This window comes from Thiohalophilus sp. (assembly GCF_031581315.1).
Classification (GTDB): Bacteria; Pseudomonadota; Gammaproteobacteria; order UBA6429; family Thiohalophilaceae; genus Thiohalophilus.
The window spans coordinates 1-26,848 of the sequence record NZ_JAVLAZ010000011.1 but is presented as its reverse complement, the minus strand read 5'-3'; the positions used below and the strand labels follow the sequence as shown (position 1 = coordinate 26,848).

26 protein-coding genes and 1 other RNA gene are annotated in these 26,848 nt (G+C 56.8%); 5 read left to right on the top strand and 22 right to left on the bottom strand.

Annotated elements, in window-relative coordinates; translation table 11 throughout:
• Positions 1-41: 41 nt before the first annotated feature.
• From dnaK to hrcA, 3 genes are all read right to left on the bottom strand, one after another.
• Positions 42-1,970 (bottom strand): molecular chaperone DnaK, encoded by a 1,929-nt coding sequence (dnaK, locus tag RI563_RS02745; protein ID WP_310692814.1) that lies wholly within the window; start codon positions 1,968-1,970, stop codon positions 42-44.
• A 79-nt stretch (positions 1,971-2,049) separates the two neighbouring features.
• Positions 2,050-2,661, bottom strand: coding sequence for a nucleotide exchange factor GrpE (grpE, locus tag RI563_RS02740; RefSeq protein WP_310692813.1), 612 nt, complete (start codon positions 2,659-2,661; stop codon positions 2,050-2,052).
• A gap of 74 nt (positions 2,662-2,735) precedes the next feature.
• A complete protein-coding gene (gene hrcA, locus RI563_RS02735; RefSeq protein WP_310692812.1) occupies positions 2,736-3,773 on the bottom strand; it encodes a heat-inducible transcriptional repressor HrcA in 1,038 nt (345 codons plus the stop codon).
• 142 nt (positions 3,774-3,915) lie between these two features.
• On the opposite strand from hrcA, the gene RI563_RS02730 reads away from it, so the two are divergent.
• A complete protein-coding gene (locus RI563_RS02730) occupies positions 3,916-4,794 on the top strand; it encodes an NAD(+) kinase (RefSeq protein ID WP_310692811.1) in 879 nt (292 codons plus the stop codon).
• 232 nt (positions 4,795-5,026) lie between these two features.
• Positions 5,027-6,700, top strand: a complete 1,674-nt coding sequence (recN, locus tag RI563_RS02725) for a DNA repair protein RecN (RefSeq protein ID WP_310692810.1) — start codon at positions 5,027-5,029, stop codon at positions 6,698-6,700.
• A 248-nt stretch (positions 6,701-6,948) separates the two neighbouring features.
• Here recN and fur read toward each other — a convergent pair whose 3' ends face one another.
• A complete protein-coding gene (gene fur, locus RI563_RS02720; RefSeq protein ID WP_310692828.1) occupies positions 6,949-7,368 on the bottom strand; it encodes a ferric iron uptake transcriptional regulator in 420 nt (139 codons plus the stop codon).
• A 71-nt stretch (positions 7,369-7,439) separates the two neighbouring features.
• Here fur and RI563_RS02715 point away from each other — a divergent pair, with 71 nt between their 5' ends.
• Complete coding sequence (locus RI563_RS02715) at positions 7,440-7,877, top strand: outer membrane protein assembly factor BamE (RefSeq protein ID WP_310692809.1); 438 nt, start codon at positions 7,440-7,442, stop codon at positions 7,875-7,877.
• 10 nt (positions 7,878-7,887) lie between these two features.
• On the opposite strand, the gene RI563_RS02710 is transcribed toward RI563_RS02715, so the two are convergent.
• The 3 genes from RI563_RS02710 to RI563_RS02700 are packed head-to-tail and all read right to left on the bottom strand — an operon-like array spanning position 7,888 to position 10,018.
• Positions 7,888-8,202, bottom strand: a complete 315-nt coding sequence (locus RI563_RS02710; RefSeq protein WP_310692808.1) for an RnfH family protein — start codon at positions 8,200-8,202, stop codon at positions 7,888-7,890.
• The gene (locus RI563_RS02705; protein WP_310692807.1) at positions 8,195-8,623 is read right to left on the bottom strand and encodes a type II toxin-antitoxin system RatA family toxin; all 429 of its coding nucleotides are present in this window, start codon (positions 8,621-8,623) and stop codon (positions 8,195-8,197) included. Before RI563_RS02705 ends, RI563_RS02710 begins: the two co-directional genes overlap by 8 nt.
• An 18-nt stretch (positions 8,624-8,641) precedes the next feature.
• Positions 8,642-10,018 (bottom strand): sodium-dependent transporter, encoded by a 1,377-nt coding sequence (locus RI563_RS02700; protein WP_310692806.1) that lies wholly within the window; start codon positions 10,016-10,018, stop codon positions 8,642-8,644.
• Between the two features lie 126 nt (positions 10,019-10,144).
• Here RI563_RS02700 and smpB point away from each other — a divergent pair, with 126 nt between their 5' ends.
• Complete coding sequence (gene smpB / locus RI563_RS02695; RefSeq protein WP_310692805.1) at positions 10,145-10,633, top strand: SsrA-binding protein SmpB; 489 nt, start codon at positions 10,145-10,147, stop codon at positions 10,631-10,633.
• A gap of 181 nt (positions 10,634-10,814) precedes the next feature.
• Positions 10,815-11,178: a transfer-messenger RNA gene (gene ssrA / locus RI563_RS02690) on the top strand.
• A 114-nt stretch (positions 11,179-11,292) separates the two neighbouring features.
• Here ssrA and RI563_RS02685 read toward each other — a convergent pair.
• The 15 genes from RI563_RS02685 to fliF all read right to left on the bottom strand — a co-directional run bounded on the left by RI563_RS02685 (position 11,293) and on the right by fliF (position 26,711).
• Positions 11,293-13,554, bottom strand: coding sequence for an EAL domain-containing protein (locus RI563_RS02685; RefSeq protein ID WP_310692804.1), 2,262 nt, complete (start codon positions 13,552-13,554; stop codon positions 11,293-11,295).
• A 249-nt stretch (positions 13,555-13,803) separates the two neighbouring features.
• A complete protein-coding gene (locus tag RI563_RS02680) occupies positions 13,804-14,232 on the bottom strand; it encodes a YeeE/YedE thiosulfate transporter family protein (protein WP_310692803.1) in 429 nt (142 codons plus the stop codon).
• Complete coding sequence (locus tag RI563_RS02675; RefSeq protein WP_310692802.1) at positions 14,232-14,858, bottom strand: YeeE/YedE family protein; 627 nt, start codon at positions 14,856-14,858, stop codon at positions 14,232-14,234. Before RI563_RS02675 ends, RI563_RS02680 begins: the two co-directional genes overlap by 1 nt.
• A 3-nt stretch (positions 14,859-14,861) precedes the next feature.
• The gene (locus RI563_RS02670; protein WP_310692801.1) at positions 14,862-15,464 is read right to left on the bottom strand and encodes an ankyrin repeat domain-containing protein; all 603 of its coding nucleotides are present in this window, start codon (positions 15,462-15,464) and stop codon (positions 14,862-14,864) included.
• Between the two features lie 169 nt (positions 15,465-15,633).
• Positions 15,634-16,296 carry an SPOR domain-containing protein gene (locus RI563_RS02665; RefSeq protein ID WP_310692800.1) on the bottom strand — a complete coding sequence of 221 codons (663 nt, stop codon included), beginning with the start codon at positions 16,294-16,296 and terminating at the stop codon, positions 15,634-15,636.
• Positions 16,293-16,736 carry a DUF1249 domain-containing protein gene (locus tag RI563_RS02660; RefSeq protein ID WP_310692799.1) on the bottom strand — a complete coding sequence of 148 codons (444 nt, stop codon included), beginning with the start codon at positions 16,734-16,736 and terminating at the stop codon, positions 16,293-16,295. Before RI563_RS02660 ends, RI563_RS02665 begins: the two co-directional genes overlap by 4 nt.
• Before the next feature lie 231 nt (positions 16,737-16,967).
• Positions 16,968-17,630 (bottom strand): VWA domain-containing protein, encoded by a 663-nt coding sequence (locus RI563_RS02655; RefSeq protein WP_310692798.1) that lies wholly within the window; start codon positions 17,628-17,630, stop codon positions 16,968-16,970.
• A gap of 9 nt (positions 17,631-17,639) precedes the next feature.
• The gene (locus RI563_RS02650; RefSeq protein WP_310692797.1) at positions 17,640-19,076 is read right to left on the bottom strand and encodes a hypothetical protein; all 1,437 of its coding nucleotides are present in this window, start codon (positions 19,074-19,076) and stop codon (positions 17,640-17,642) included.
• 228 nt (positions 19,077-19,304) lie between these two features.
• Positions 19,305-20,033 (bottom strand): RNA polymerase sigma factor FliA, encoded by a 729-nt coding sequence (locus RI563_RS02645; protein WP_310692796.1) that lies wholly within the window; start codon positions 20,031-20,033, stop codon positions 19,305-19,307.
• A 248-nt stretch (positions 20,034-20,281) separates the two neighbouring features.
• Positions 20,282-21,427, bottom strand: coding sequence for a flagellar hook-length control protein FliK (locus tag RI563_RS02640; RefSeq protein WP_310692795.1), 1,146 nt, complete (start codon positions 21,425-21,427; stop codon positions 20,282-20,284).
• 148 nt (positions 21,428-21,575) lie between these two features.
• The gene (fliJ, locus tag RI563_RS02635; RefSeq protein ID WP_310692794.1) at positions 21,576-22,022 is read right to left on the bottom strand and encodes a flagellar export protein FliJ; all 447 of its coding nucleotides are present in this window, start codon (positions 22,020-22,022) and stop codon (positions 21,576-21,578) included.
• A 1-nt stretch (position 22,023) separates the two neighbouring features.
• Positions 22,024-23,418, bottom strand: coding sequence for a flagellar protein export ATPase FliI (gene fliI / locus RI563_RS02630; protein WP_310692793.1), 1,395 nt, complete (start codon positions 23,416-23,418; stop codon positions 22,024-22,026).
• Positions 23,396-24,049 (bottom strand): flagellar assembly protein FliH, encoded by a 654-nt coding sequence (locus tag RI563_RS02625; RefSeq protein ID WP_310692792.1) that lies wholly within the window; start codon positions 24,047-24,049, stop codon positions 23,396-23,398. Before RI563_RS02625 ends, fliI begins: the two co-directional genes overlap by 23 nt.
• Positions 24,036-25,055, bottom strand: coding sequence for a flagellar motor switch protein FliG (gene fliG, locus RI563_RS02620; RefSeq protein ID WP_310692791.1), 1,020 nt, complete (start codon positions 25,053-25,055; stop codon positions 24,036-24,038). The genes RI563_RS02625 and fliG overlap by 14 nt, the downstream gene beginning before the upstream one ends.
• 24 nt (positions 25,056-25,079) lie before the next feature.
• Positions 25,080-26,711 carry a flagellar basal-body MS-ring/collar protein FliF gene (fliF, locus tag RI563_RS02615; protein ID WP_310692790.1) on the bottom strand — a complete coding sequence of 544 codons (1,632 nt, stop codon included), beginning with the start codon at positions 26,709-26,711 and terminating at the stop codon, positions 25,080-25,082.
• Positions 26,712-26,848 lie beyond the last annotated feature (137 nt).

Sequence of the window (26,848 nt, the reverse complement as noted above, 5' to 3'; positions counted from 1 at the left end):
CTGTATCCAGCCAGGGTAGTGACAGCCGGGAAAGTGACGACTTATTTCTTGTTGTCGTCCACTTCCTCGAACTCGGCATCGACGACGTCTTCGTCGGCCTGGCCGCTTCCGGCTTCGGAGGCGGCTTCCGCGCCGGCCTGACCGGCAGCACCCTGTTCGGCGTAGAGCCGTTCGGCCATTTTGGCGGACGCGTCGGTCAGTGCCTTGGTCTTGGCCTCGATCTCGTCCTTGCTGTCGCCGTTCATGGCTTCTTCCAGTTCCTTGATAGCCGTCTCGATCTTCTCTTTCTCGTCGGCTTCCAGCTTGTCACCCAGCTCATCCATGGATTTGCGGGTGGCATGGATCAGATTGTCAGCCTGGTTGCGGGCATCGACCATTTCGTGGAACTTCTGGTCATCGGCCGCATGGGCTTCGGCATCCTTGACCATCTGTTCAACTTCCTCCTCGGAGAGGCCGCTGGAGGCCTTGATCACGATCTTGTTTTCCTTGCCGGTCGCCTTGTCCTTGGCCGACACATTCAGGATACCGTTGGCGTCGATGTCCAGCGTGACTTCAATCTGCGGCACACCGCGCGGTGCCGGCGGAATGTCCTGCAGATCGAACCGGCCCAGCGACTTGTTGGCGTCAGCGCGTTCGCGCTCGCCCTGCAGGACGTGGACGGTCACCGCATTCTGGTTATCATCGGCGGTCGAGAACACCTGGGTCGCCTTGGTCGGGATGGTGGTGTTCTTCTCGATCAGCTTGGTCATCACACCGCCGAGGGTTTCGATACCCAGCGACAGCGGGGTGACATCGAGCAGCAGCACGTCCTTGACGTCGCCACCCAGGACACCGGCCTGAATGGCGGCACCCAGGGCGACCGCTTCGTCCGGATTCACGTCCTTGCGCGGCTCCTTGCCGAAGAATTCCTTGACCGCTTCCTGGACCTTGGGCATGCGGGTCTGACCGCCGACCAGAATGACATCATCCACATCGGAAGCCGACAGACCGGCATCCTTGAGCGCCGTCTTGCACGGCTCCATGGAGCGGGTGATCAATTCCTCGACCAGCGATTCGAGCTTGGCGCGAGTGATCTTAACGTTCATGTGTTTCGGACCACTGGCATCGGCCGTGATATACGGCAGATTGACGTCGGTCTGCTGCGAGGAAGAGAGCTCGATCTTGGCCTTTTCCGCGCCTTCCTTGAGGCGCTGCATGGCCAGCGGATCGCCTTTAAGATCGATGCCCTGTTCCTTCTTGAACTGTTCGGCCAGATAGTCGATCAGGCGCTTGTCGAAGTCCTCACCACCGAGGAAGGTATCACCATTGGTGGACAGTACCTCGATCTGATGCTCGCCATCGATGTCGGCGATTTCGATAATGGAAATATCGAAGGTCCCGCCACCGAGGTCGTAGACGGCCAGCTTCTGGTCGCCACGCTTCTTGTCCATCCCGTAGGCCAGAGCCGCCGCGGTCGGTTCGTTAATAATGCGCTTGACCTCCAGCCCGGCGATCTTGCCGGCGTCCTTGGTCGCCTGACGCTGGGAGTCATTGAAATAGGCCGGCACGGTAATGACCGCTTCGGTCACTTCCTCGCCCAGATAGTCCTCGGCCGATTTTTTCATCTTCTGCAAGACCTTGGCGGAAATTTCCGGCGGGGCCATTTTCTTGCCGTTGACTTCCACCCAGGCGTCGCCGTTGTCGGCTTTCATGATGTTGTAGGGCACCATGTTGATGTCCTTCTGGACTTCATCATCCTGGAATTTGCGGCCGATCAGGCGCTTGATGGCGAAGAGTGTATTTTCGGGATTGGTGACGGCCTGACGCTTGGCGGACTGGCCCACCAGGATTTCATCGTCCTTGGTGTAAGCCACGATGGATGGCGTGGTACGGTCACCTTCACTGTTTTCGATCACCTTGGCCTTGCCGCTATCCATGATGGCGACGCAGGAGTTGGTTGTACCAAGGTCGATTCCAATTATTTTACCCATTGTTCGGTTCTCCACGTTTTGCGAGTTTCGGGTCTTAAAATCTGTTGTTGCTTTCTAAATGGGGGCATCCACGCCGACTTCAAGCCTGTTGGTCGACCTTTGTGCCCTTGTCGTCCGCCTCCGGGGCCCGGGAGACAATCACCATGGCCGGGCGGATCAAACGGTCATTGAGCAGATAGCCCTTTTGCATCACATTGATTACCGTATTGGGGGCCTTATCCGGCGTTTCAACCGTCGACATGGCCTGGTGCCGCTCCGGATCGAAGGGCTCGTCCTGCGGATCGATGGGCTGGATATTGAACTTGTCCATAGCGCCCTCGAGCATGCGCAGGGTCAGCTCGGTCCCTTCCTTGATTTTCTCAACACTGGCTTCCTCCTGTTCGGCGGCGGCCACGCCCATCTCCAGGCTGTCCCGCACCGCCAGCAGTTCCTGGGCGAAGCGCTCCAGCGCATATTTGTGGGCACTTTCCAGCTCCCGTTCGGTGCGCCGGCGCAGGTTGTCCATCTCCGCATTGGTCCGCAGCAGCTTCTCCCAGTTCTCCTGGGCGCGGTTTTCCGCCTCGGTCAATTTGGCCTGCAATTCCTCGACGCTATCGGCCTCCAGAGGCGCGTGGGAATCACCCTCATGCCAGGCCTCCGTCTCACCGGGGTTGTCCTGGGGCTGTTCATCGGTCACATCTGTGTCACTCATGCTCTACTCCGAAGCGTTGCGATTACCTGAAAGTGGTTGAATCTGTTTAGAATTATGAGGGAATATGGGGATGATTATTCCGAGGTCAAGAGTGACCCCAGCAATTTGGCGGTCACATCCACCACCGGTATCACCCGGTCATAGGCCATGCGGGTCGGGCCGATGACCCCCAGCACGCCCACCACCTCGTCCTGCACCCTGTAGGGCGACGTCACCACCGAGCATTCGCCGAAGGCCTCGTAGCCCGATTCCTCGCCGATGAAAATCTGCATGCCCTCCGCGTGGATGGACTTGTCGAGAATGTGCAGGATGTCCTGCTTGGTCTTGAGCGCCTCGAACAGCTGGCGCAGGCGCTCCATATCAGCCATCTCGGCATAGCTCATCAGATTGGTCTCGCCGTGGACCACGTAGTCGGCGGTCTGACTGGTCTGGACCACCTCGTCGGCCAGTTGCACCGCCAGTTGCATGATCTGCTTCATGTCGTCGCGGATTTCTTCCATATGCTGGAGCACCCGCGCACGAATCGAATCCAGCTCGCGACCGGCGAATTCGCTATTGAGATAATTGGCCGCCTGTTGCAACTCCGACTGGGTATAGGCCCGATCGGTGTGGATGATCCGGTTTTGCACCTGCTGATCATTGACCACCAGAATCACCAGTACCCGGTCCCCGGACAGGGGAAGAAATTCAATATGCTTTAGCTGGACCGAGCCGGCACGCGGCAACATCACCAGACCCGCCATACGGGTCATGCTGGAGAGCAGGTTGGAGACGCGATCGATCAGCTCTTCGGGATCATCGAGGCGATGCAGTTCATCACGAAAACGTTCCATAACATTGCCACGCAAGGGACGGACGGTCAGCAGATTATCGACAAACAGCCGGTATCCGCGTACTGTGGGAATCCGACCCGCGGAAGTGTGGGGCGCTTTGACCAGCCCCAGATCTTCGAGATCGGCCATGACATTGCGTACGGTCGCCGGACTGACGTTCATGCCCGACTCACGCGACAGAATCCGGGAACCGACCGGCTGGCCGTCCTGGATATAACGTTCTATCAGCGTTTTTAACAGCGACTGGGCGCGATCATTTATAATCGGATCGTTGCTCACGGCACATCCCGGTCTGGTCAAATGGAGGTATGATTAGCACTCGTCAGAATAGAGTGCCAATCGCGAATTTGCAACTCGTCGCGACCGCTGTCAAGCCCGCCCGACGGCTGTACCGGGAGAATCGAAAACGGGAAGAATAACAATGAATAACGCTTTCAACACAGTTGGACTGATTGGCAAATACGCCGATCCCGGCGTCAATGAAGCCATTCTCGAAGTGGGCCGGCTTCTGGAACGGCGTCAGTGCGAGATCCTGATTGAAGAAAGCACCGCCCAGCACCTGAACGGTTGCGATTATTCCCGCGTGAGCCTGGAGGAACTGGGACAACGCAGCGATCTGGCCATCACCATCGGGGGAGACGGCACCCTGCTCAACGCCGCCCGCTCGCTGGTGGAAAGCAAAGTCCCGCTGCTGGGCGTCAATCTGGGGCGACTCGGCTTTCTGGTGGATGTCTCACCCGACGAAATGGCGCAACAAATCAATGAAATCCTCAATGGCAAATTCGAGGAAGAACATCGGATCATGCTCACCACGGTGATCCATCATCACGAAGGCCCGCCCAGCCAGAGCGACGCCTTCAATGATGTGGCGCTGCACAAATGGGAAGTGGCCCGCATGGTCGAAACGGAAACCTACATCAACGGGCGTCTGCTCAACAGCGTGCGCTCCGACGGCCTGATCATCTCCACCCCTACCGGTTCCACGGCCTACGCCCTGTCGGCCGGCGGCCCGATCCTGGAGCCGGACATGGATGCGATGATCATCGTGCCGATTTGCCCGCACACCATGAGCTACCGGCCCATCGTGGTCGACGGCGACAGCGAGATCGAAGTGGTGGTCAAGGAGGATCCCCATTCCCACGCCCAGGTCACCTGCGACGGCCAGATCAATCTGGGCGTGGTCTCGGGCGAGCGGATTCTGATCCGCAAAAAGGAGACCGTGGTCCGCCTGATCCATCCCTGCAAGCACAATCATTATGAGATACTGCGCCGCAAGCTGCACTGGGGCGAACACTTCTGAACCGTGCGGGTTGTGATCGAAAAAGGATGAGTAACACGGCATGCTGACGCATATCCATATCTGGAACGACGTACAGGGACGTACTAATACCCACGGCATTCGCTGCGCTCATGGGGCAGGCCCTGTCGCGGGAGGCATGGGCAGGGAATTGCTCCCGGCAATTCCCTGCATTTCCTCCATCCCTGGAGGTCATGCCGGGAGCGACCTTACAATTATGCAGTAACTGTCTGATATGCTTACACACATTCACATATGGAATTTTGCTATAGTCGAACAGCTCGACCTGGCCATGGACAACGGTTTGACCGTCTTTACCGGGGAGACCGGCGCCGGGAAATCGATCCTGCTCGACGCCCTGAGCCTGGCGCTGGGCGATCGTGCCGACACCGCCGTCATTCGCCACGGCGCCGACAAGGCTGAGATCAGCGTCACCTTCAGCACCGTCGATGCCCCCGACGCCGAAGCCTGGCTGGCCGAACGCGAGCTGGCCAGCGAAAACGAATGCATCATTCGCCGCACCATCAGCAACAACGGCCCCTCCAAAGCCTTTATCAACGGCAAGCCCAGTCCCATTCAAAGCCTGCGCGAGCTAGGCGAGATGCTGGTGGATCTGCATGGCCAGCACGAACACCAGTCCCTGCTCAAACGGGATATCCAGCGCCAGCTACTGGACGACTATGCCGGCCACCAGACATTGCTGCAACAATTGCGCGAGGTGTATCAACGCTGGCAACAACACAAAACCGAACTGGACAATCTGCGCCAGGCCAGCAGTGAACGCGACGCGCGGCTGGATCTGCTGCGCTTTCAGGTCAACGAGCTGGAAACCCTTGCCCTGGAGGAGAACGAACCGCCGGAGCTGGAGCAGGAACACAAGCGCCTGGCCAATGCCAGCCAACTTCTGGAGACCAGCGAGCGGGTCAGCCAGCTGCTGCAAGACAATGAGGAAACCAATGCCAGTCATCTGCTCAGCCAGTGCAGCAGTGAACTGCAACAGCTGGCTGAGACCGACTCCCGGCTCAAGGCGGTTGCCGAGTTGCTCGACAGCGCGCTGATCCAGGTTCGCGAGGCCGGTAGCGAACTGCGCCATTATCTGGATGGGCTGGAGCTGGATCCCGGTCGTCTGGGCTGGGTCGAACAGCGCCTCTCCGACATCCATGCCCTGGCGCGCAAACACCATGTGGCCGTCGAGGAATTACCCGGTGTACTGCCGCAACTGCAACAACAGCTCGAATCGCTGGAGCACGCCGACGTACAACTGGGTCAGCTACAACAGGCCCTGGACGACGCCGAAAACGACTATCGTCAGCTGGCGCAGCAGTTAAGCGACGGCCGCCACAAGGCCGCCACACGACTGGCCGAACAGGTCACGCAAAGCATGCAGACGCTGGGTATGGAAGGCGGTCGTTTCGATGTGCAACTGGAAGCCCGCGAGGACGGCTTCTCACCCAACGGACTGGAACGGGTGGAATTTATTGTCGGCGCCAACCCCGGTCAGCCGCTGCGGCCGCTGAGCCGGGTCGCTTCCGGCGGCGAGCTGTCGCGCATCAGTCTGGCGATTCAGGTGATTACCGCGCAGGACACCCGCATCCCGACCCTGATTTTCGACGAGGTGGACGTGGGCATCGGCGGCCGGGTGGCCGAAATCGTCGGCCTGCAACTGCGCGAACTGGCCGCCCATCGCCAGGTACTCTGCGTCACCCACCTGCCCCAGGTTGCGGCCCTGGGCGAGCATCACTTTCAGGTCAGTAAACGGGCCGCTTCTGACGTCACCATCAGCGAAATTACCGAACTGACTCCCGAACAACGCGTCGACGAAGTGGCACGCATGCTCGGCGGCATCGAAATCACCGACCAGACCCTCTCCCACGCCCGCGAAATGATCGATCGCGCCCAGGCGGGGTGAACGATTTTTCAAAATTTACGAAAAATAACGCGGAGTTCGCGGAGACGCGGAGGCGCAGAGGAATAATTTTTTCGTCGATTTACGATAAACCGGCGTTCGAGGACAGGTTTTTATATTCGAACAGATAAAACCCAACCAGCAGCTTGCTATTCACACGATCAGGCAGGCAGAAATAATAGTAAACTCCGCGTCTCCGCGTCTCCGCGGCTCTGCGAACTCCGCGTTGAATATCGTTTACCTGAAAAAGGTCACTTCGCTTTTTTCTGACAATCGGGGCAGACGCCGTATATATATAAAGAATGGTCGGTCATGGAGTAGCCGAGTTTGTCGGCGATGGCGTGCTGGCGTTCTTCGATGGTTTCGTCCATGAACTCGTCGACGCGGCCGCATTTGACGCACAGGATGTGATCGTGATGGGTGCCTTCGTTGAGCTCGAATACCGACTGACCGCCTTCGAAATGGTGACGGGTTACCAGGCCGGCAGCTTCGAACTGGGTGAGGACACGATAGACCGTCGCCAGACCGATTTCATCCCCGCTTTCCAGCAGGGCCTTGTAGACTTCCTCGGCGGTCATATGCCTGACCTCGGTGTCCTCAAGGAAGTTGAGTATTTTCAGCCGCGGCAGGGTGGCCTTGAGGCCGGCTTTTTTCAGATCCTGGCTTTCCATTTCGCTCTCTCTACAACCTGTCTTGCGCATGCTGTATCATGCGCCCAAGTATAACCGTATCCGGGATAGAAATGCGAAACCTTCTCATTCTGATTTTACCGACCCTGCTCGCCCTCGGGCCGGCAGGCTGTTCGGTCTACAAGGTCGACATACAGCAGGGCAACACGCTCGAAGCCCCGCAGGTGAATGAACTCGAGCCCGGCATGTCCCGCGAGCAGGTGGTTTACCTGCTGGGCACGCCACTGATTCGGGATCCATTTCATCCCGGGCGCTGGGACTATGTCTACAGCTTCAAGCCCGGTGGCGGCAAGCCCGAAAGCCAGCATCTGACGCTCTATTTCGAGAACGGAAGCCTGGCGAAGATCGACCGCTCGGCGTTTGTCGATTTCAACAAGATTTACACACCCACCGGTAGCGGCCGTGCCGACACGGCCAGCCAGAGCACCGGCGGCGATCGGGGTCCGGCACCGCCGCGTCCCTCACCCGGCGGTGGCCTGCCGATGCCCTGAGGGCTGCTGATTAGTCTTTCGACTCGCTCTCCGGCTCTTTTTTGGCCGCCCGGCGCCGGCGCGACTCCTTGGGATCGGCGATCAACGGGCGGTAGATCTCCACCCGGTCCCGCTCCCGCAATTCGGTATCCGCGCGGGTGATCTTGCCAAAGATGCCCAGCTTGTTTTTGGCCAGATCGATTTCGGGAAACTGTTCGAGCACCCCGGACAATTCGATGGCCTGCTGGACCGTCGTTCCGGGCGCTACCTCCAGGGGAATGAGGACCTGCTCATCCGGGCGCGCATAGGCCACTTCCACCGGAAGTGTTGAGGCAGGCTCAGCCATACACCACCCGGGCGCGTTCGATAAAAGAATCCACCAGCGTGCCGGCAATCTTGCTGAACAGAGAACCGAAGGTCATCCCCATCAACTTGCTGGAGAACTCGAAATCCATCTCCAGCGACACCTTGCAGCCATCATCGCCCAGGGGCTCGAATCGCCAGACCCCTTTCAGGCTTTTGAACGGCCCTTTGACCAGGCTCATTTCGATGCGCTCGTGCGGATAGAGCTCATTGCGAGTGGTAAAGGATTTGTGCAGCCCGCTGTGAGCAATCTCGAGACTGGCCTCGACATGGCTGTCCGTGCGGTGATGTTCCTCGGCATGATGACACCATGGCAAAAACTGCGGATAGGCCACAATATCATCCACCAGGGCATACATCTGGTCGGGGCTGTAAGGCACGAGGGCGCTTTTATTGATCTGCATAGTCCATCAGGTCACAGGTTAGATGATGCCGAGCATGTTTAAAAAGACCAGTAAAATGGCCGCCGGCGTGACGAATTTCACCAGGAAACGCCATAGATTATAGCGCATGCTGTCGCCCAGCCCGAGCTCGTCACGGCTCGCTTCACGGCTCATAAACCAGGCGGCGAAGATGGCGATGAACAGCCCGCCCAGCGGCAACATGATATTGGTAGTCAGGATATCAAGGATATCGAAAACCCCGTTCTCCTTCAGTACACCGGCAAACTCGAATTCAAACGCCCAATCATTAAAGGAGAAGACACTGACCACACCCAGCAGCCAGGTCAGGATCCCCGCGTAAAGCGTGGCCGTAATCCGGCGCAGACTAAAGGTTTCTACCAGCCAGGTGACCACAGGCTCCAGTAACGAGATACTGGAGGTCCAGGCAGCGAAACTCAGCAACACGAAGAACAGGCTGCCAAACAGAACCCCGCCCGGCATATGCCCGAAGGCCAGCGGCAAACTAATGAAGATCAATCCCGGCCCGGCCGACGGTTCCATGTTATTGGCAAAAATAATGGGGAAGATGGCAATCCCCGCCAGCAGGGCGACACTGGTGTCGGCGGCGGCGATGGCAAATGTCGTCCGGCTAATGGACGCCGTATGCGAGAGATAGGAACCATAGACCATGATGGCCCCCATCCCCAGGCTCAGGGTGAAAAAAGCCTGTCCCATGGCGGTCAATACGCCACCCCAGGTCAGGGCCGAAAAATTGGGCCTGAACATGAATTCCAGTCCCTGCGTGAAGGCTTCGCCCTGGCTCATGGCATAGCCCACCATGACCAGTAACAGCAAAAACAGGGTTGGCATCAGGAACTTGACCGCCGATTCCAGCCCGCTTTTAACCCCGCGAGCAACGATTATCATGGTCATGGCCATAAACAGGGTATGCCAGAACAACAGGGTTTCAGGGTGCGCCAGAAAACGCTCCAGAAACAGACTCTCGACACCATCGGCCGTGGCCCCGGTAAAGGCGCCGCTGGCGGAGCGGAAGACATACGCCAGCGACCAGCCGGCAATCACGCTGTAATAGGACAGAATCAGAAATCCGGCCAGCACACCCAGCCAGCCCAGCCATTTCCAGTTGGGATTGTGACCCGATTCGACCGCCAGGTCATGCATGGTGTTAATCGGGCTCTGGCGACCCCGTCGCCCCAGCATGATCTCGGCCATCATCACCGGAATCCCGATCACGATGATACAGGCCAGATAGACCAGCACAAACGCACCGCCACCGTTCTCCCCGGTGATATAAGGGAACTTCCAGATATTGCCCAGACCAACCGCTGAACCGGTCGCCGCCAGGACAAATGCCCAGCGCGATGACCATTCCCCATGCATCGATTTGCGTGCCATGCCCTGCTCCATTATTTTCGTTATGCCCGGATTTTCGGTGAATTCTCTCCCCGGCTCAACCTCCCGGGCAGCTTTTGTTCCCGCTTAACTATCTGCCCTCGCGCAGCTCCGGTATAATGCGCGGTTATGGGCAAGCCAAAGAAAACCAAATCGGGACACACCAGCAGCACTATCGTGCTGAACAAGAAATCCCGCCACGACTATATCCTGGAGGAGCGTTTCGAGGCCGGTCTGGCTTTGCAAGGCTGGGAAGTCAAGAGCCTGCGCGAGGGGCGCGTGCAAATCCGGGACAGCTACGTGATCGTCAAGGATGGCGAAGCCTGGTTGCTGGGCGCCGTGATCACCCCGCTGCCCACCGTTTCCACCCATATCCAGCCCGAACCCCAGCGGACCCGCAAACTGCTACTGCACCGCGATGAACTGAACAAGCTGATCGGTGCCGTGGAACGCAAGGGCTATGCCCTCATTCCCACCGCCATGTACTGGAAAAAAGGCCGGGCCAAACTCGAAATCGCCCTCGCCAAGGGCAAACAGGCCCACGACAAACGCGCCGCCATCAAGGAACGCGACTGGCAACGGGACAAACAGCGCATCATTAAAGGGGCCAGGTCCTAGGAGCCAGGTCCTAGAAAACCAGCCTGACCCTCAGCCAGTAAGCCCGAAGGGCGCTCAGTCAGGCCTACCCGCAATTTCCTAGCACCTAGAACCTAGTACCTAGCACCTTGTTAATCCCCGCAGTGCCCCTATATATACAGGGAACTATCCGCTAGAATAGTAGTCAGATAGTAAGTACCAAGGGGGCGACCTGGCTTCGACGCGGGTTGCGAAACCGGAGGTGCATGCCGAGGATGCAGGTTTCCTCGTAAATCCATCTGCAAATCTATAGTTGCCAACGACGACAACTACGCACTCGCCGCTTAAAACCCGGTAGGGTGCCCTCTGACTGAAGCCGTGCCTGTGCGTTCAGATTCCAGGGGTCATATCTCACAGGATCGCGTCAAAGCTCGTCCGGGGCTGCGACGTTAAAACCTAACCGGAATCGCCGTCAGTTGGCCCTGCCCGTCGGGTTGCTGCCGGTTAAAACAATAGACGCGGATAAGCATGTAGAGCCAATGGCAGAGGACTTGCGGACGCGGGTTCGATTCCCGCCGCCTCCACCATCCAGTAAAAAACGCCACCCTTTCGGTGGCGTTTTTTTGTCTGTCAGCACAAGCATAATCCCAGCCAGGTTCAGAATGTTCGGCTGCGAAGAAGCCTTATCAGATCCCTGTTTGTCAGGCAGATAGTTCCTGCATGAGCAGTTTCTGAAACTCGATCGCGGGTACCGGCCGACTGAAATAATAGCCCTGGGCGATCGTACAGTTTTGTGCATGCAGAAAATCACAATGCGCCTTTTCTTCGACGCCCTCGGCAATCACTGTCAGCTGCAGATTTTCCGCCATGGCCAGAATCGCCCGCACAATGGCGGCATCATCGGGATCGCTGACAATATCGCGAATGAAATCCCGGTCGATTTTCAGCTTGTTAACCGGAAGCTTCTTGAGATAGCCCAATGAGGAATAGCCGGTTCCGAAATCATCGATAGTAATGGTCGCACCGTGTTTTTGCAGTTCGGTCAGGATACGAATTGCACTCTCGGTGTCTTCCATCAGAATCGATTCGGTAATTTCCAGTTCGAGATCGGAAACGGCCAGCTGATAATAATCACAAGTACTGAGAATATGCCTGACCAGGTCACCCCGTTGTAACTGGACACCGGAGACATTAATCGCTATCTGCTGAATTTCATAGCCGGCCTCGCGCCACTGGCGCAATTGCTCACAGGCGCGGGTAATGACCCAGTCACCAATCGGAACGATCAACCCGGTCTCCTCGGCTATCGGGATAAAACGATCCGGCGGAATCGCGCCCAGTTCGGGATGCGACCAGCGCAACAGGGCTTCGGCCGAAGTGATCCGGCCATTATCCAACTGGTTTTGAGGCTGGTAATGCAAATCCAGCTGGTTCTGCTCGATAGCCTGGCGCAGATTGGTTTCGAGTGTCAGTTTTTCGTGGGCCCTGCGCGACAATTCCGAGGTGAAAAACTGGAATCCGTTGCGACCCTGATCCTTGGCGCGATACATGGCCGCGTCGGCATTTTTCAGCAGCGTCTCCACATCCCGGCCATCATCGGGGCTGAGACAAATCCCCATGCTCAGGCTCAGATGCAGATAGTTCTCATTGATCACAAACGGGTCGATAAAAGTATTAAGCAGCTTTTCGGCGAAATAGGCCACATGCTCTTCTGATTCAATATTCTCCAGCAACACCACAAACTCGTCGCCGCCCAGCCGGGCGACGGTGTCGGACTTGCGGATATTCATAAGAAAGCGTGACGCCGCATCCACCAGCAATTTATCGCCCAGGGCGTGGCCCAGTGTATCGTTGATATTTTTGAAACGATCCAGGTCGATAAAGATAATCGCCAGTTTTCTGCTTTCACGCGCGGATTTCTCCAGCGCCTGAGTCAGGCGATCCATAAACAGAACCCGGTTGGGTAAAGAGGTCAAAGGATCATGATAGGCCAGAAAGTCGAGTTTTTCCTGTGACTGTTTGAGGGCGCTGATATCGGAGAAGATGGACACATAATTAAGTACATCACCGGCGTCATTACGAATCGTATTGATCGTTTGCCAGGCCGGGAAAAGTTCGCCGTTTTTACGTCTATCCCAGATTTCACCACGCCAAACGCCTTCTTTTTGAAGCTGCTCCCATATTTCGGCATAAAAACCCCGATCGTGGGTACCGGAACTCAAGATATTCGGATCCTGACCCAGCAGCTCTTCTTTTCTATACCCGGTGATAGTCAGCAAGGCCTCATTGACCTCGATAATCCGATTGTTGTGATCAGTCACCACCACGCCTTCACTGGTGTTTTCCAGAACCACCGCAGAGAGCTTCTGGCGATTAAAATCTCCGCGCTGGCGGGTCACATCGAATAACATGAAAATAGTTTTTTCCGGCTCTCCGCCTTCATCGAGGATCGGCGCGACAGTGACATTATAATAACTTTCATCTATCTGAAATTCAGTATGGTTAGTCCGTACTCCCTGCGCCATCAACTCCCGCAGCTTTTGCTGATTTCCCTTGTAGGGGCAATCAGTTATTTGCTCGAAAAACACCTTCCCTATTATTTCATCCCTATCGCCCTGCAACAGGGTTTGTGACTGTTCATTGTACATTTCAATACGCATTTCGCTGTCGGTAACAATAATTGCGGCACCGGAGGCATTGAGGACTTCACAGATCTCCGCGTAAGCGATGCGCAACTCTTCTGTCGTTACACGATGACGCTCGATCATCTCTGCCAGGGCATCCGCTACAAGCGCGAGCGGATCCTGTTCAAGCAGAGCCTTATCATCGAATTTATCGGGATCGAATTTATTTAACTCTGTGAGCTGTAACAGGCGTTGAAGGCGGTGACGGAGATAGCGAACAGCATTGTGATTTGTCGCTATGGAGTCGCCCGATTGTGGCGTTTTTTTGTTGTCTGACACGCGGCGGCTCATTGTTCTTATTAATTTTACTCAATCTGCTATGCTGCCTCGTCCGGGCACTTGCACAATAACAGGATAGTCTTCAGGTGAATATAACAACGCCCGGCCGAAGTGCCAACACTGTTCCGGTCGCTGTGCCGGTAAAAGACCACTTCGAGCAAAGACGTTACAAATGTGTAACAGTTAGTAACACGTCACTTGATACTCTGCGTAGTCATACCGTGTATAACCGAGTCGATACGTGCGTATTCAGTCACTGACACAGGATCCGGTATCCCAGCGGAAATAGCGGGCGTGGGCTTTTTTGTGCAGGTAGATACCCAGCAAGATCCCCACCATCGTCATCAAAGCCGGAATTTTACCGGCACCAAGCTGGACGAATACCATGCTTGGACAGGCGCCGCAAACCGCCCAGCCGAAGCCGAACAACATGCTGCCGGGAATCGTTCCCGGCTGGAAAAATTTTTCCTGTTTGGGAATACGGCGCGCCAGAATGATAAAACCCAGTAATGACAGGGCAACGGCACCGGCGAAGGCATACAACATGCGCAGGTCTTCCAAAATGAACATATTATGGAGTTCATCATAATCGCCAAAACCAATACGCGCGATCACATAGCCCATCAGGCCACCCATCAGCCCATAGGCAAGATACATACGTGTTCTGGACTGTTTCATCAGATTGCCGCCTCCATCAATAAAGACAGACCAATGGCACTGAGCATGAATACCACGGTAGAAAGCAAACTGGCTGGAATCAGTCGGGCACAACCGCTCAAGCCATGGCCGGAGGTGCAGCCTCCCGCCATCTGCGCGCCAAAGCCGACCATCATGCCGCCAAACAATAGCGCCAGCCAGACTTCCATGGGACCATCGAATATCCGACTGTGGGTATCACTCAGCTGGAGTTCAACTTCAAACTGCCCGGAGGTCAGGGCCGCAATCAGGCCCCCAATAAACATGGCCAGCAGAAAGGTCAGATGCGCGGTCCACGGCGTGTGGCTCACCGTCTGTGAGGTTGCCGTGGTTGTGTCATCCCCGGCTGACGTCTCAGCGGATGACTTCTCATCCACGGCACCCGCTCCGAATTCCGCCAGGGTCGCGGCCAGCAGTGCATCCTCGATTTCGCCATCATCGGCCTCTTCGAGTTGTGCGGCGGAACGGGCCAGCTCCCGGTCTTCCTTCCAGCCGACCACCTTGGCCCAGCTGCCGGAAACCCCGAGCATTTTACCGATCAGCAACAGGTAACCGAGACTGACACCGCCCAGCGCCAGCGCACCAATCCACCAGGGCCAGTATTCCACCGCTTACGCCTCCCTGGAGCGAAACGGATTCAGGCGACGTAAAAAACCGACTACTTCATTCATTTCCGATTCAGCATCGGCTTGCACCGTGGCGGGCGCCGCTTGCGTATTTTTGCGGAACGGGTTGGAGTCCATATGCTTTTGCAGTATCTGCTCGCAATCGGTGAAACCAGACGCCTTCGCCAGATCGATAGCCCGTTTCCCTTCGCCATTGGTGGCATGGGGATCACAGCCGTATTCGAGCATCAGTTTCACCAGCTCCGCATTACCCACGGTCACCGAGGCCATCAGCGGCGTCATACCGTCTTCGGTCCTGAGTTCATAGGAAGACATGCCGGTCTTGATCAGCGAGCGAACGACCCCGACCCGCTGTTTCTGGATGGCATTGAACAGCGCCGAAGCACTGATCTGCTCCTTGGAGCGACGCTCAACCATCTTGCCGTTGGGCAGCAAGGTCAAGGGGACCGGTTTGCCCTCCAGCGCAAGTTGATAGCGGGCGCACTGGTCGAAAAGCCCCTCGCAATAGTGTTGTTTCCACAATTTCAACGACGCATCGGCCGCGAACTGGGCATAAAGCTGGCAATTGGTGGTATGTGAACATGTCATGGCACTTCACCCCCCGTGAAGTGGTTGTTCGGGCCCGACTCCTGAAATTGACCCGGTATTACAAGTCCTGTTCAAGGTGTCGGCAAACAAAATGTGAACTTTAGCACAGTTTTACCCGACAACCGGGAGGGTTATACCGCCGGGAACCCGGCTAAAAGAGGCAGGGAGGCTACTCGTCGGCCATGCTCGCCTGGATCTGGCGCAGCTGCCTGACCCAGGGCTGCCATTGACGCAGTGCCTCAGGGAGCGTTTCGATCGCCCTGGTGGCATCGGCCACGGAGGGATAGGTGCCATACACCAGGGCATACTGGTCGCGGTTTTTATTCAGAAAATAGCCGCCGCGACCCTGGAGCTGGTATTCGGCGTAATAGCGCTTTATCAACCGGCTGTTGCGACTGCTGGCCAGCTGAAGGGTATAGTTGCCGGGCTCCTGAACCCGTATCCACTCCTGCGGACCAAACACCAGCTCGACCTGCGGCGGCTGTCCGGGCTGGACCGCGTCCTGTCGCAACTGGGCATAGGCATTGACCAGTCCACCACGGGCCGACCGCTTGAACCAGTATTCCGCCAATTGTCTGTTAGAGGCAACGCCGGTACCATTTTTATAAAACAGGGCGAGATCGTATTGCGCAACCGGATCATCCGCCTCGGCGCGTTGCTTCAAAATGGACAGGGCCCGATCATGCTCTCCGCGCTGACTGGCCGACAGCGCCTCCGCCACATTTTCTGCGGATACCGGATTGATCATCAGCCCCATCACCAGGACAACGGCGCTGGCAAGATGGACTGGAAAAGGAATAAATCGACCCATTTCAGCCTGTAGCCGGTTCATGACAGGGTGACACTGCGATCGGCCTGCCGATGACGGTTAATGAATACGGTTAACCAGTCATGCAATAATAGATTCGCCTGGCGTTTCTCGTCAGGTAACAACATGCCGCTGTTGGGCAGCTCATACCGCGCCAGCAGTCGCTCCACCCCCTGATACCCGATCACTTCTGCAAGCATGGCATCATGGTAAACACGCACGCTCATACTGAGATCGCGCAATAGTGCCGAGCTGGCATCAAAGCGTTGAGATAGCTGCAACCGCTGGGTATAGGGGCCAAATTCGGTGACCTGAATATCCAGTCTGTGCTGCTCATGTGTGATTTGATAACTCTCCTGACGGCCATGGTGCAAGTCCGGCAGCAACAGGCACAAAAACCGATAGTTCTTTTCATAGAACCACATCGGTTGCCGGCGTCGGTGTTGTGCAATTGTATGACTCATCAGACTTTAATCAGTAAATCATGCAGTATCTATCGGTCCGACCATGAGAATCTTGAACCTTCACAGGTTACCACTGCGGCTGCGGGATGTGTAGGCCCGCGCCCACCGAAAAGGGCAGGATGACGGCGGAGAGACGGAGGAAAAGCGACAAAACCGGCTCGATGTCCGCACAAAAAACGGGCCGTCAGTCACCCGACGGCCCGTCTTTAGTGAAGTTCGACAACTTCTACTTCAATCAAAATCCATGACCGACTCCAGGCGTTCCATGTCATTAACCATCTTCCACTGGCCGCCCCCGGATTCGACCCGGTTCTGCCACGCTTCCAGGCGGTTCATGTATTTGCGCGGGTCAACATTATCACTGCTTAACTTGATAACGTTCAGGGCCACCACATTGAAGCCATCCAGCTGCAGCGGTATATCACGCACATAACCCTCTTTCAGATCCTCTTTCATATCGGAGAAGATCAGAATCGTCTTGTTCCCCGGCCCGACTTCATTGAGATGCTCGATCGCCTGCAGGATACCGCCGGTAATATCGGTATAAGAACTGGGTTTCACCTCTTTGACAAACGTGTCGATCGTCTCACGAAATTTTCGGCGTTGCGCATTGGCCTGGCTGGGACGTGTATCGAACGTTTGCCGATGAACAATATCCTTGCCGCTGAAGCTGCCGGTGTCAATACGAGCCACGGCAAATGTATCGCCCGGCTCGAGCTCGCTCAAAATGTAGTTGATAATGCGCTGTGCATCAGTCAACTGCTCGGTGTAGGTGCCCGATGTATCCAGCAGCATATAGACACCGTGATCGCGCGCCTTGTTATGCCTTGAGCAGCCACTGACAACGGCCAGAGCAACCACCATTATCAGAATAAGCAGTTTGGTTGGTTTCATTATTCCCCCTTAAATTGCGGATACGGTATCGATTTTCTTGCTTTTATCTCCGCCTTTTCCTGATTCCTTGTTTGCCGCTACCAGCCGTTCAATTAACAGGGGCGCAAAAATAACCAGATCATAGATATTTTCAAGCACCCTCGCGGCATAGCGAGAGATGTTGCCAACAAACCTGAGAAGCCATGCCAGGCTACGCAGGAATGCAACACCGATGATTCCCAGCACGGTGCGCAGGGAATGCACGAAAGACTCAAGCGGAATCGCCACAAATACGAGTGCAAATGGCAACATAAAGCCCAGCCCCATCTGCGCGGCAGTGGTAATCCACAGATAACCGCCCTGCAGGGCCTCCTCGCCGCCAGTCAACATAGAGGCCTGTTTCATTTCAACCAGCCATTCACGCATATAGGCCAGGCCGGCTTCCACCGAGGCCAGAACAAGCAGTATAGTGAAGGTTATCCAGATCATTCGCACCCGCATCTTGTCCGGCAGTGCGCCGATAATCGGAAACAACCGGGTAATCCGTAGCGATTCCATCAAGAACAGGCCCATGGCGATTTCCACGAGAATGATCACCAGCGCGGCCACGTCCGAGGTTGGCATGCCGATAATTTCACTTTTCGCCCCTACCATTTCCGACATGGGCAAGGCGATCAGGTTGAAGTTAATCATGGCCCCGCCAATGGCGATAATCAGTACAAATGAAGAGATAAAAAACTGGGTGATGGACGAGGAAGAGAGCATTTCCAGAGCACGATTACTGTGTTTCTGGATATTTTCATACTCTTCCATATGCCGATCGATGGTGACCGAACGCTGCAACAGGCTGTTGACGTTCTTGTCGACCTTGCCGAGTATCTGTTTGACGTTGCGCCAGTGCGGCATCATGTTATTCAGCAGCTGGTGGCGTTTATGACTGGCCTTGCGATACTCTTCCAGCGCCCGGGTGTTGGCCTTGACCAGGGATTGATGGATATCCTCGAGGACATTGCCGACCATCGGATCACCCTTGGTGGACGGAATCTTGGCGACAGCTTCCACCGCCTTGACCCAGGCCGGCGGTTCCGGTGGCACTTCGGTGCTTTCCTTGTAATCTTCGTCAATCTTGGCAATTTCCTCGCTCAACTGACGATGCAGTGAGGGATACTCCGCCAGGTCCTTGCGCACGGTGGCATCAATCCGCTCAAACTCCCTTTCGATAATGCGTTCGGTGGCTTCCCTGCCCTGGTTCAGCAATACCTCACGGTTGCGTTCAAGCAGACGTTTTTCGGCGCGCATAATGGCCGTCGCGGTCAGGCGCATGGCGCCGTGCAGCACCTGGCCGAAGGAGCGGATAGCGCGATGGGCATGAGCACGCGCTGCCCACAGAACAAAACTCAGAATAATGAACCAGATCAGCACGCTCAATAAAACGCTGCCGGGCACAATCATTAATATATCACTCATTATTATCTCCTCACATCCTGTCAGAACATAACGGTTCCAACCCGGGCATGGTAACGGTATTCAAGCTGACAAAACCGATAAGCGGATCACAGAACATCCGCCGTTATTTTAGTTATCAAAGGCTTAACAACGGTGAGTATAGAGTATTCAGGCGTCGATGCGAGCCGTGTCGGCCTGCGAAGAAGCGTTCTGTGAGCCAGACCCGTAAAACGCCGGCGTGGGGCGGGATCAATCCCGGGTGGTGTAATCGGACAGGTGCTTGCGCATACGCAGGTGTGCCTGGCTCATTAACTGGCTGACCCGGGATTCGCTCACCCCCAGTACCTCGCCAATTTCGCGCAGATTGAATTCCTCGTCATAATAGAGGCCAATAACCAGTTTCTCGCGTTCCGGCAGCGCCTCGATAGCCTCGACCAGATGCTCCTGAAAGCGCGTCTCTTCCAGTCCATCCAGCGGTGTGGTCTGTCCGGCCTTGTAGTTATCCCCCAGTTGACCGTCATCGACCCCAATATCCACAAAACTGAGAATACGACAACTGTTGGTCTCCTGCAGGATCTGGTGATATTCGTTAAGGGTAATCCCCATCATCCCGGCAACATCGCCTGGCCGGGCCTCGCGCCCGGTGTCTGCCTCGATCTGTTGCACACACTCCATCAGATCCCGTGCCCGGCGATGCACGGATTTGGGGGCCCAGTCATTGCGGCGCAGTTCATCCAGCATCGCCCCGCGGATGCGGATAGTGGCATAGGTTTCAAACGTGGCCCCCTGGGACGGATCATAATGCTGGGCCGCATCCAGCAGTCCGAGCATGCCGACCTGGATCAGATCATCCACCACCACACTGGCGGGCAGGCGGGACATCAGATGGTAGGCGATCTTCTGCACCAGCGGCCCGTGCGTCTCCACGAGCTGGTCGGCTTCGCTGAGCTGGCTGGTGCTGTACATCGAAAGCGGCATCAGAATTCACCTGTTTGTGATTGCTGTAATGTCGGTAGCCGAAGGCGGCAACTTGAATACTTCTGTATCAAACCGTATCGAACAGCCAGATGCAGAAAGCGTGCCCATTCTCTGAAGATTATTAACTGATTTATAATCAACATCTTACATTTACCCTGTTCTATCACCCGGCTGCGGTGTCATGAATCCGCCACCGTTTGACGACAGGCCTGCGAAAACCCTCGCCGGGACGGACAACCACCGCTGGCTCAGGCATAAAGATCCAGTAACCCGTTGTCGCTCGAATTGAGCCGGGTTTCTCCACTGTCGGCGGACGACTCGCTATCCTCCCCGGGCTCATCGCCACGGGCGAGCCCCTGGCCCTGGGTGTCCGGGTTATCGCCGGTTTGTTGCTGTTCGGCGAACGATTCCTGGGACACATTCACATCGCCCAGATCAAGACCCACCTCGCCGAACATCTCCCGTAACCGGGGAGCCGCGGCTTCCACCGCATCCCGCACCTGGGGATTGGCGGCGGTAATGCTCAGACTGGCCTGATCGCGATTGATCGTCACCCGCAGCTCCAGAGAGCCCAGTTCCGGGGGTTCAAGACGAATCTCGGCCTTTTGCATGTTCTGGCCGACCATCCACTGGATCCGCTCACCAATCCCGTTACTCCAGTTCGGATGCTGCGGCGAAACCGTCATTGGCGGCAATTGCATTTCGGGGCGTTGTCCTCCGGCGCTGTTCATTCCCCCGAGTCCCGCCAGTAATTGATTGAACTGCCCCTGCTGTGAAGTGGAGGAGCCGGCATTCAGGGAAAGCGAACCGTTCAAACCCGTTTCGGTACTCTCTGGGGCCGTCAGCAAAGTGGCCGATTGACGTGGATCGACAACCCGGTTGCTGCTTTGCTCGGTGAGTAACTTGAGCAGATTCTGGTTGAAAAGCTCGTCGCTATTCTGGAACGTGCCGCCGGCGACCTGGCTCATCGCTTCGCCTTGCGCCCCCGGTTGTAAATTGGCTTGCAACGGATTGGCCTGGCGTAACAGGAAACTGGCGGCCGCCTGGGCCTCGCGACTCAACATAGTCTCAGGTCGGCCACCGGTGGGCAGAACGGCCTGTCCGTCAGTGCGCGGCAACTCATCCCAGACCATCAGGGCAGACCAGGCGATGGCCGGCGATTCCGACGGCAAGCTGTTGCCGCTTTGCTCCCCGGCGGTTGCCGCTGGCGGCAATTGCAGGGCCGCCTGCTCCCCTTCGGTATTCAGCATTTTCAGCAACAGGCCACCGAACAATTGCGGCGGCGCCGTGCCATCGGGCTGCGTCCCCGCCTCGCCCTGACGCGCGTTCTCGACGGCACCCTGACCCTTGGCAGTTGGTTTCCCCGACAGCAACATCATTGCAGCTTCAGACATGAATGTGTTCTCCACAGCGGTTTGTCTGGGTAACTGCAAGGGGTATGCCAAACCGCTCAGGGACGGGGAATGAAGTCTGTTACTGTCTTATTTTTCCTGTCCCGCAAGGGGAAGATCGGGCCGACTCGATCTACCGGTTCCCGGTCCCTCAGGACGGTTTGTTCGGCTTGTGCCGGGCCCCGGCCAGATCATCATTTTCGCGCTGTTCCTGCCGTTCGGCCTGATGACGTTCGTGGCGCGCAAAGCGATCCCGGGTTTTGTCCAGAATGCGGGTCTGTTGATGGCGCTGTTGCCAATGATCGGTTTGTTGCCGGCACTGCCCGGCCAGTTGTTCGACCACCTGGTGTTGATTTTCGATCGCCTGATCCAGCTGGCACATGAAAGCCTGGAAATGTTGTAACTGGGAACCACTGATCCCCTGCTCGCCATCCTGCAAAAAGCGCCGCCGGTACTCCTCGCGGTATTCACGCAGTTCTTCCAGTTTAGTCTGCTGGGCTTCCATTTGCTGTCGTGCCTGACCCAGATCGCGTACGGCCTGCTGTTCCTGCTTTTCCGCCAGGTGCATGAGCGATTTGATACGGTCGGATTTTTTCATCTCAGATCGTCACCATCGGGACTTCCGGTTGGGGCGTGTTTGTCGGTTCCGACAATAGCTGCTCCAGCTGATTGAGACTCTCCTGCCAGTTGGTCGGCTGATGCATATCCTGACGCAGGAACGCCATCAATGTTGGATGCATGGCAATCGCCTCATCAATTCGAGAATCACTGCCACGGGCATAGGCACCAACACTGATCAGATCACTATTACGCTGATAGGTGGAATAAAGTTGCTTGAAGCGCTGCACTTGCTTTTGCTGTTCGTTTGAGACAATCGCATTCATCGCCCGGCTGATCGAGGCTTCCACGTCGATCGCCGGATAATGCCCCGACTCGGCCAGTTGGCGTGACAGCACAATATGCCCATCGAGTATTGCCCGCGAGGCATCGGCAATCGGTTCCTGTTGATCGTCACCTTCGGTCAGCACCGTATAAAATCCGGTAATCGAACCTCCGCCGCTGGGGCCGTTACCGGCTCGCTCCACCAGCTGCGGCATGCGCGCGAAGACCGACGGCGGATAGCCCTTGGTCACAGGGGGCTCGCCAATGGCCAGGGCGATTTCCCGCTGGGCCTGGGCGAAACGGGTCAATGAATCCATCAGCAACAGAACATGCTTGCCCTGATCGCGAAAATACTCGGCGATACTGGTTGCCAGAAAGGCGCCGTGCATGCGCATCACCGGTGTCTGGTCCGCCGGCACCGCCACCACGCAGGCACGCGCCATGCCTTCGGGGCCGAGAATGTTATCAATGAACTCTTTCACCTCGCGGCCGCGTTCGCCGATCATACCGACGACGATCACATCCGCGGCGGTATAGCGGGTCATCATGCCCAGCAGGACACTCTTGCCGACACCACTGCCGGCAAACAACCCCATACGCTGGCCGCGACCGACGCTTAACAGGGCATTGATGGCGCGCACGCCCACGTCCAGCGGGGCACTGATCGGGGCACGCTCCAGCGGGTTGATCGGTTTGCCGGTCAACGGCATGCGTTCGGAGGCCATCAGGGGGCCACGTCCGTCCAGCGGTTTGCCGGCACCGTCGAGCACCCGGCCCAGCACGCCGTCCCCCACAACCGTCTCATACACGCGATTGGTGGGGATCACCCGGGCATTGGGATGGATACCATGAATATTCCCGGTAGGCATTAAAAACAGTTTTTCACCTGCAAACCCGACCACCTCGGCTTCAATGCTGTCACTGTCTTCGCTTTCGACCAGGCAGCGGGCTCCGATCACTGACTGACAGCCAACCGCTTCCAGGGTCAGGCCGACCATCCGGCTGAGCCGCCCTTCGACAATCAGGGTTTCCACCTGTTGCAGGCGACCGGACAGGGTATCGAGACCCTGTCGCCATTTGTTACTGCGCTCAGTTGTCGGAATCGTCGCCATCGCTGACACGCTCCCCGCCAAACACGGCCGTTGAGATTCGGGCAATCTGTTTTTCGATAGTCGCATCGATGGTCGAGTTTTCCGCCACCACCTTGCACCCGCCACGACTGATCAGTGGTTCTTCCACTACCTGCCACAACCGGTTGTCGCTGTCGGTTTCATTGAGGGACAGCGCTTCGCGCACCAGTTGAGCATCTTCGGGATGTAACTGAACCCGGATATTGCGGGCACTGACTGGCAGGGCATTGACGGCCTCGCGCACCACAGCGATGACCTGCCCCGGTTCGGTTTTCAGCTCACGGCGAATAACATGCCGGGCGACGTCCATGGCCAGTTGGCCGGTCTGCTCGATCACCTGTTCATCCAGTTCGGCAAACGGCTCGGTCAATGCCGACATCAGGCGTTCCAGTTGTTCAACCCGACGCCGGATTTCCTCCTGTCCATCGGCCAGTCCCTTGTCGAAGCCTTCCTGCTTCCCCTGGGCAAAGCCTTCTTCATACGCCTGTTGCTGTACGGCTTCCAGTTGTGAGGCAGTAGCCGGGGAACGTGATGTGGCATCGTCATGAACGTGGGGCAGTTCCCAACGCTCATAGGCGGACTGCTGATTGTCGACCTCCTTAGACGAACTCATCGCCGCTGCCGCCTAATGATATTTCGCCCGACTCCGCCATGCGCCGTGCCACCGTCAGAATTTCCTTCTGCGCGGTCTCCACTTCGCTGAGCCGTACCGGACCCTTGGCATCCAGATCGTCGAGCAACATCTCGGAGGCCCGTTTGGACATATTCTTGACGATCTTGTCTTTAACGCTTTCGTCGGCGCCCTTCAATGCCACGATCAGATTCTCGGAAGAGATTTCGCGCAACAACGACTGGATGCCGCGATCGTCCACGTCTATCAGGTTATCGAAGACAAACATCTGTTCCTGTATGTTCTGGCCAAGCTCCTCGTCCTGCTGCTTGACCATATCCATGATTTGCGACTCGAGGCTGGTGTCGACAAAGTTAAGCAGGTTGGCGACGGTTTTGACACCACCGACCCCTGCCGACTTGAGACTGTCTGCATGTCCCGCAAACTGTTTTTCCAGCGTCTCGTCGAGTTCATGCAGGGCGCTGGGCTGAATACCGTCGAGTGTAGCAACCCGGATAACGACATCGGTGCGCATATTCTCCGGTAACGCCGACAGCACTTCGGCGGCATGATCACTTTCCAGATAAGAGAGCACGATCGCGATAATCTGTGGATGCTCGAGACGAATCAGTTCGGCAATGGCGCGCGGTTCCATCCATTTGAGGGTTTCCAGCCCCTTGGCATTGTGACCCATCAGGATACGGTCGATCACATTGCCGGCCTTGTCCTCGCCCAGCGCGCTAACCAGGACATTACGCAAATAGTCCTCGTTGCCGATACCCAGTTCGGTCTGTTCATCCACCGTATCGCAAAACTGTGCCAACACGTGATCCACGGTTTCCCGGTTCACATTGCTCATGGTCGCCATGGCTTCACCCACCCGCTGGACCTCCTTGGGGCTCATGTGCTTGAGGATGGCTGCCGCATCCTGCTCGCCCAGCGTCATCAACAGCACGGCGGCACGCTCCGTGCCGGTGATGTTTTTACCTTTGGAATCTGCTTCTGCCATATCGATTACTATCCTGCCGCGAACTTATTTGTCGTCCAGCCAGCTTTTGACCACCTGGGCCACGCGCTTGGGTTCCTGGGCCGCCAGCTGTCGGGCCATATTCAGATTATCTTCATACGTTGCCGCTTTGGGCAAACGGGGCTGTCCGCCACCGCCGCCGGAGAGACTGAGCTGATCCTCGGAAAGTTCCTCACCGGTCTGAGGGTCAACGACCCGGGTCGGGCGGTGGCTCGCCAGGCTGCGCATGACCGGGCGTAGCACACCAAACAAGATTAGCAGAGCCAGCAGCGCACCACCCACTTGCTTGAGAATCGACCAGAAGCCCGGTTTTTCCCAGAACGACTCGGTCGGAACCTCTTCCAGTTGTACCGGTGGGGTAAACTCGGCGTTGATCACCTGGACCGAATCGCCCCGCACGGCGTTAAACCCGACCGCTTCTTTGACCAGCGTGGTAAAACGTTCCAGCTCCGCATCGGTATAGGGTGTCGGAACCGGATTGCCGTCCGCATCCACACCCTGCTTCACATCCAGCACCACGGCAACGGAGAGTCGACGGATGGAGCCGGGCACATTGCGACTGTGACTGATGGTGCGGTCCAGCTCATAGTTGCGTGTTGAGCGACGTCGAACCTGGCCGGTCTCATCGGTTTGCGTCTGATTACCCGTGGCAGCATTGACTTCCTCGGGGGCCTGGGCCTGACCTGGCGGCGTATTGGTCAACGCGCCCGGAATCCCGCCGGCGATGGCCGAACCATTGATTTCTTCTTCAAACGACTGCTCACTGCGCACCGCCGGGGCATCGGGGTTATAGGCCTCGCGGGTGGACTCGGTACGGGTAAAATCGAGATCGGCGCTGACCGTCGCGCGAACATTCTCACGCCCCACCAGCGGGGTCAGTATGTTTTCAATCCGGCTGGCGTAGGAATCTTCCACCTTGCGGTTGTGATCGAACTGACTGGCCGTCAGGGCCAGCCCTTCCTGGTCCTTGCCGGACGATAACAGGCGCCCCTGATCATCGACCACCGTCACCTCCGAGGCGGTCATGTTCGGCACACTGGACGAGACCAGATTAACGATCGCGTTGATTTGCTGTTTTTCCAGTTGCCGTCCCGGACGCAACTTGAGCATCACCGAGGCACTGGCCTGGCGCTGGCTGCGAATAAACGCCGACTGCTTGGGCAGGGCCAGATGCACCCGCGCGGTCTGCACGGCCGCGATCGAACTGATGGTACGTGCCATTTCGCCTTCCTGGGCACGATGAAAACGGGCATTTTGCATGAACGAGCTGGAACCGAAACCGTCCGCTTCTTCCAGTAATTCGAAGCCGACGCCATCGGTCTGGGTAAGATTGGCCGCGGCCAGTTTCAGTTTGGCCTGATGCAATTTGTCACTGTCCACCATCAAGGTGCCGCTGTCGGGATCCAGCCGGTAATTGATCCCCGCGCCCGACAGTACCTGGACCATCTCCTGGGCACTCTGGCCGGTAACGCTGCTGTAGAGAATGCTGTAGTCGGGAGTGCGGGACCACAGTACGATCGCCACCCCCAGCGCAATACTGGCGGCCAGGCCCACCAGCAGACCGGCCTGCTTCAACACGGGCAGGTTAACCATCCCCTGAAACGGCGCATTGAGTTGTTCAGCTTTGACAAGATCCATAATCGTGTACTGTCATGTTGTTAAATAATAAATACAATTTCCGGGCAGCGGCACGAAGGGTCATTTTCAAACAACCTGCGTTCCCTCAACCATCTGGCGACCTCGCTACTTCACGCCTCACACCTGCATATTCATGA

Coding starts and splice junctions, on each gene's coding strand:
- RI563_RS02670 (WP_310692801.1), bottom strand. CDS start 15,464: ATGACATGTTCACATACCACCAATTGCCAGCTTTATGCCCAGTTCGCG.
- RI563_RS02680 (WP_310692803.1), bottom strand. CDS start 14,232: ATGAAACAGTCCAGAACACGTATGTATCTTGCCTATGGGCTGATGGGT.
- RI563_RS02730 (WP_310692811.1), top strand. CDS start 3,916: ATGAATAACGCTTTCAACACAGTTGGACTGATTGGCAAATACGCCGAT.
- RI563_RS02645 (WP_310692796.1), bottom strand. CDS start 20,033: ATGCCGCTTTCGATGTACAGCACCAGCCAGCTCAGCGAAGCCGACCAG.
- RI563_RS02665 (WP_310692800.1), bottom strand. CDS start 16,296: ATGAACCGGCTACAGGCTGAAATGGGTCGATTTATTCCTTTTCCAGTC.
- fliG (WP_310692791.1), bottom strand. CDS start 25,055: ATGGCAGAAGCAGATTCCAAAGGTAAAAACATCACCGGCACGGAGCGT.
- RI563_RS02660 (WP_310692799.1), bottom strand. CDS start 16,736: ATGAGTCATACAATTGCACAACACCGACGCCGGCAACCGATGTGGTTC.
- dnaK (WP_310692814.1), bottom strand. CDS start 1,970: ATGGGTAAAATAATTGGAATCGACCTTGGTACAACCAACTCCTGCGTC.
- RI563_RS02700 (WP_310692806.1), bottom strand. CDS start 10,018: ATGGCACGCAAATCGATGCATGGGGAATGGTCATCGCGCTGGGCATTT.
- fliF (WP_310692790.1), bottom strand. CDS start 26,711: ATGGATCTTGTCAAAGCTGAACAACTCAATGCGCCGTTTCAGGGGATG.
- RI563_RS02715 (WP_310692809.1), top strand. CDS start 7,440: ATGCGAAACCTTCTCATTCTGATTTTACCGACCCTGCTCGCCCTCGGG.
- RI563_RS02710 (WP_310692808.1), bottom strand. CDS start 8,202: ATGGCTGAGCCTGCCTCAACACTTCCGGTGGAAGTGGCCTATGCGCGC.
- RI563_RS02655 (WP_310692798.1), bottom strand. CDS start 17,630: ATGAAACCAACCAAACTGCTTATTCTGATAATGGTGGTTGCTCTGGCC.
- grpE (WP_310692813.1), bottom strand. CDS start 2,661: ATGAGTGACACAGATGTGACCGATGAACAGCCCCAGGACAACCCCGGT.
- RI563_RS02640 (WP_310692795.1), bottom strand. CDS start 21,427: ATGTCTGAAGCTGCAATGATGTTGCTGTCGGGGAAACCAACTGCCAAG.
- fur (WP_310692828.1), bottom strand. CDS start 7,368: ATGGAAAGCCAGGATCTGAAAAAAGCCGGCCTCAAGGCCACCCTGCCG.
- smpB (WP_310692805.1), top strand. CDS start 10,145: ATGGGCAAGCCAAAGAAAACCAAATCGGGACACACCAGCAGCACTATC.
- RI563_RS02650 (WP_310692797.1), bottom strand. CDS start 19,076: ATGAGTGATATATTAATGATTGTGCCCGGCAGCGTTTTATTGAGCGTG.
- fliJ (WP_310692794.1), bottom strand. CDS start 22,022: ATGAAAAAATCCGACCGTATCAAATCGCTCATGCACCTGGCGGAAAAG.
- recN (WP_310692810.1), top strand. CDS start 5,027: ATGCTTACACACATTCACATATGGAATTTTGCTATAGTCGAACAGCTC.
- fliI (WP_310692793.1), bottom strand. CDS start 23,418: ATGGCGACGATTCCGACAACTGAGCGCAGTAACAAATGGCGACAGGGT.
- RI563_RS02705 (WP_310692807.1), bottom strand. CDS start 8,623: ATGCAGATCAATAAAAGCGCCCTCGTGCCTTACAGCCCCGACCAGATG.
- RI563_RS02625 (WP_310692792.1), bottom strand. CDS start 24,049: ATGAGTTCGTCTAAGGAGGTCGACAATCAGCAGTCCGCCTATGAGCGT.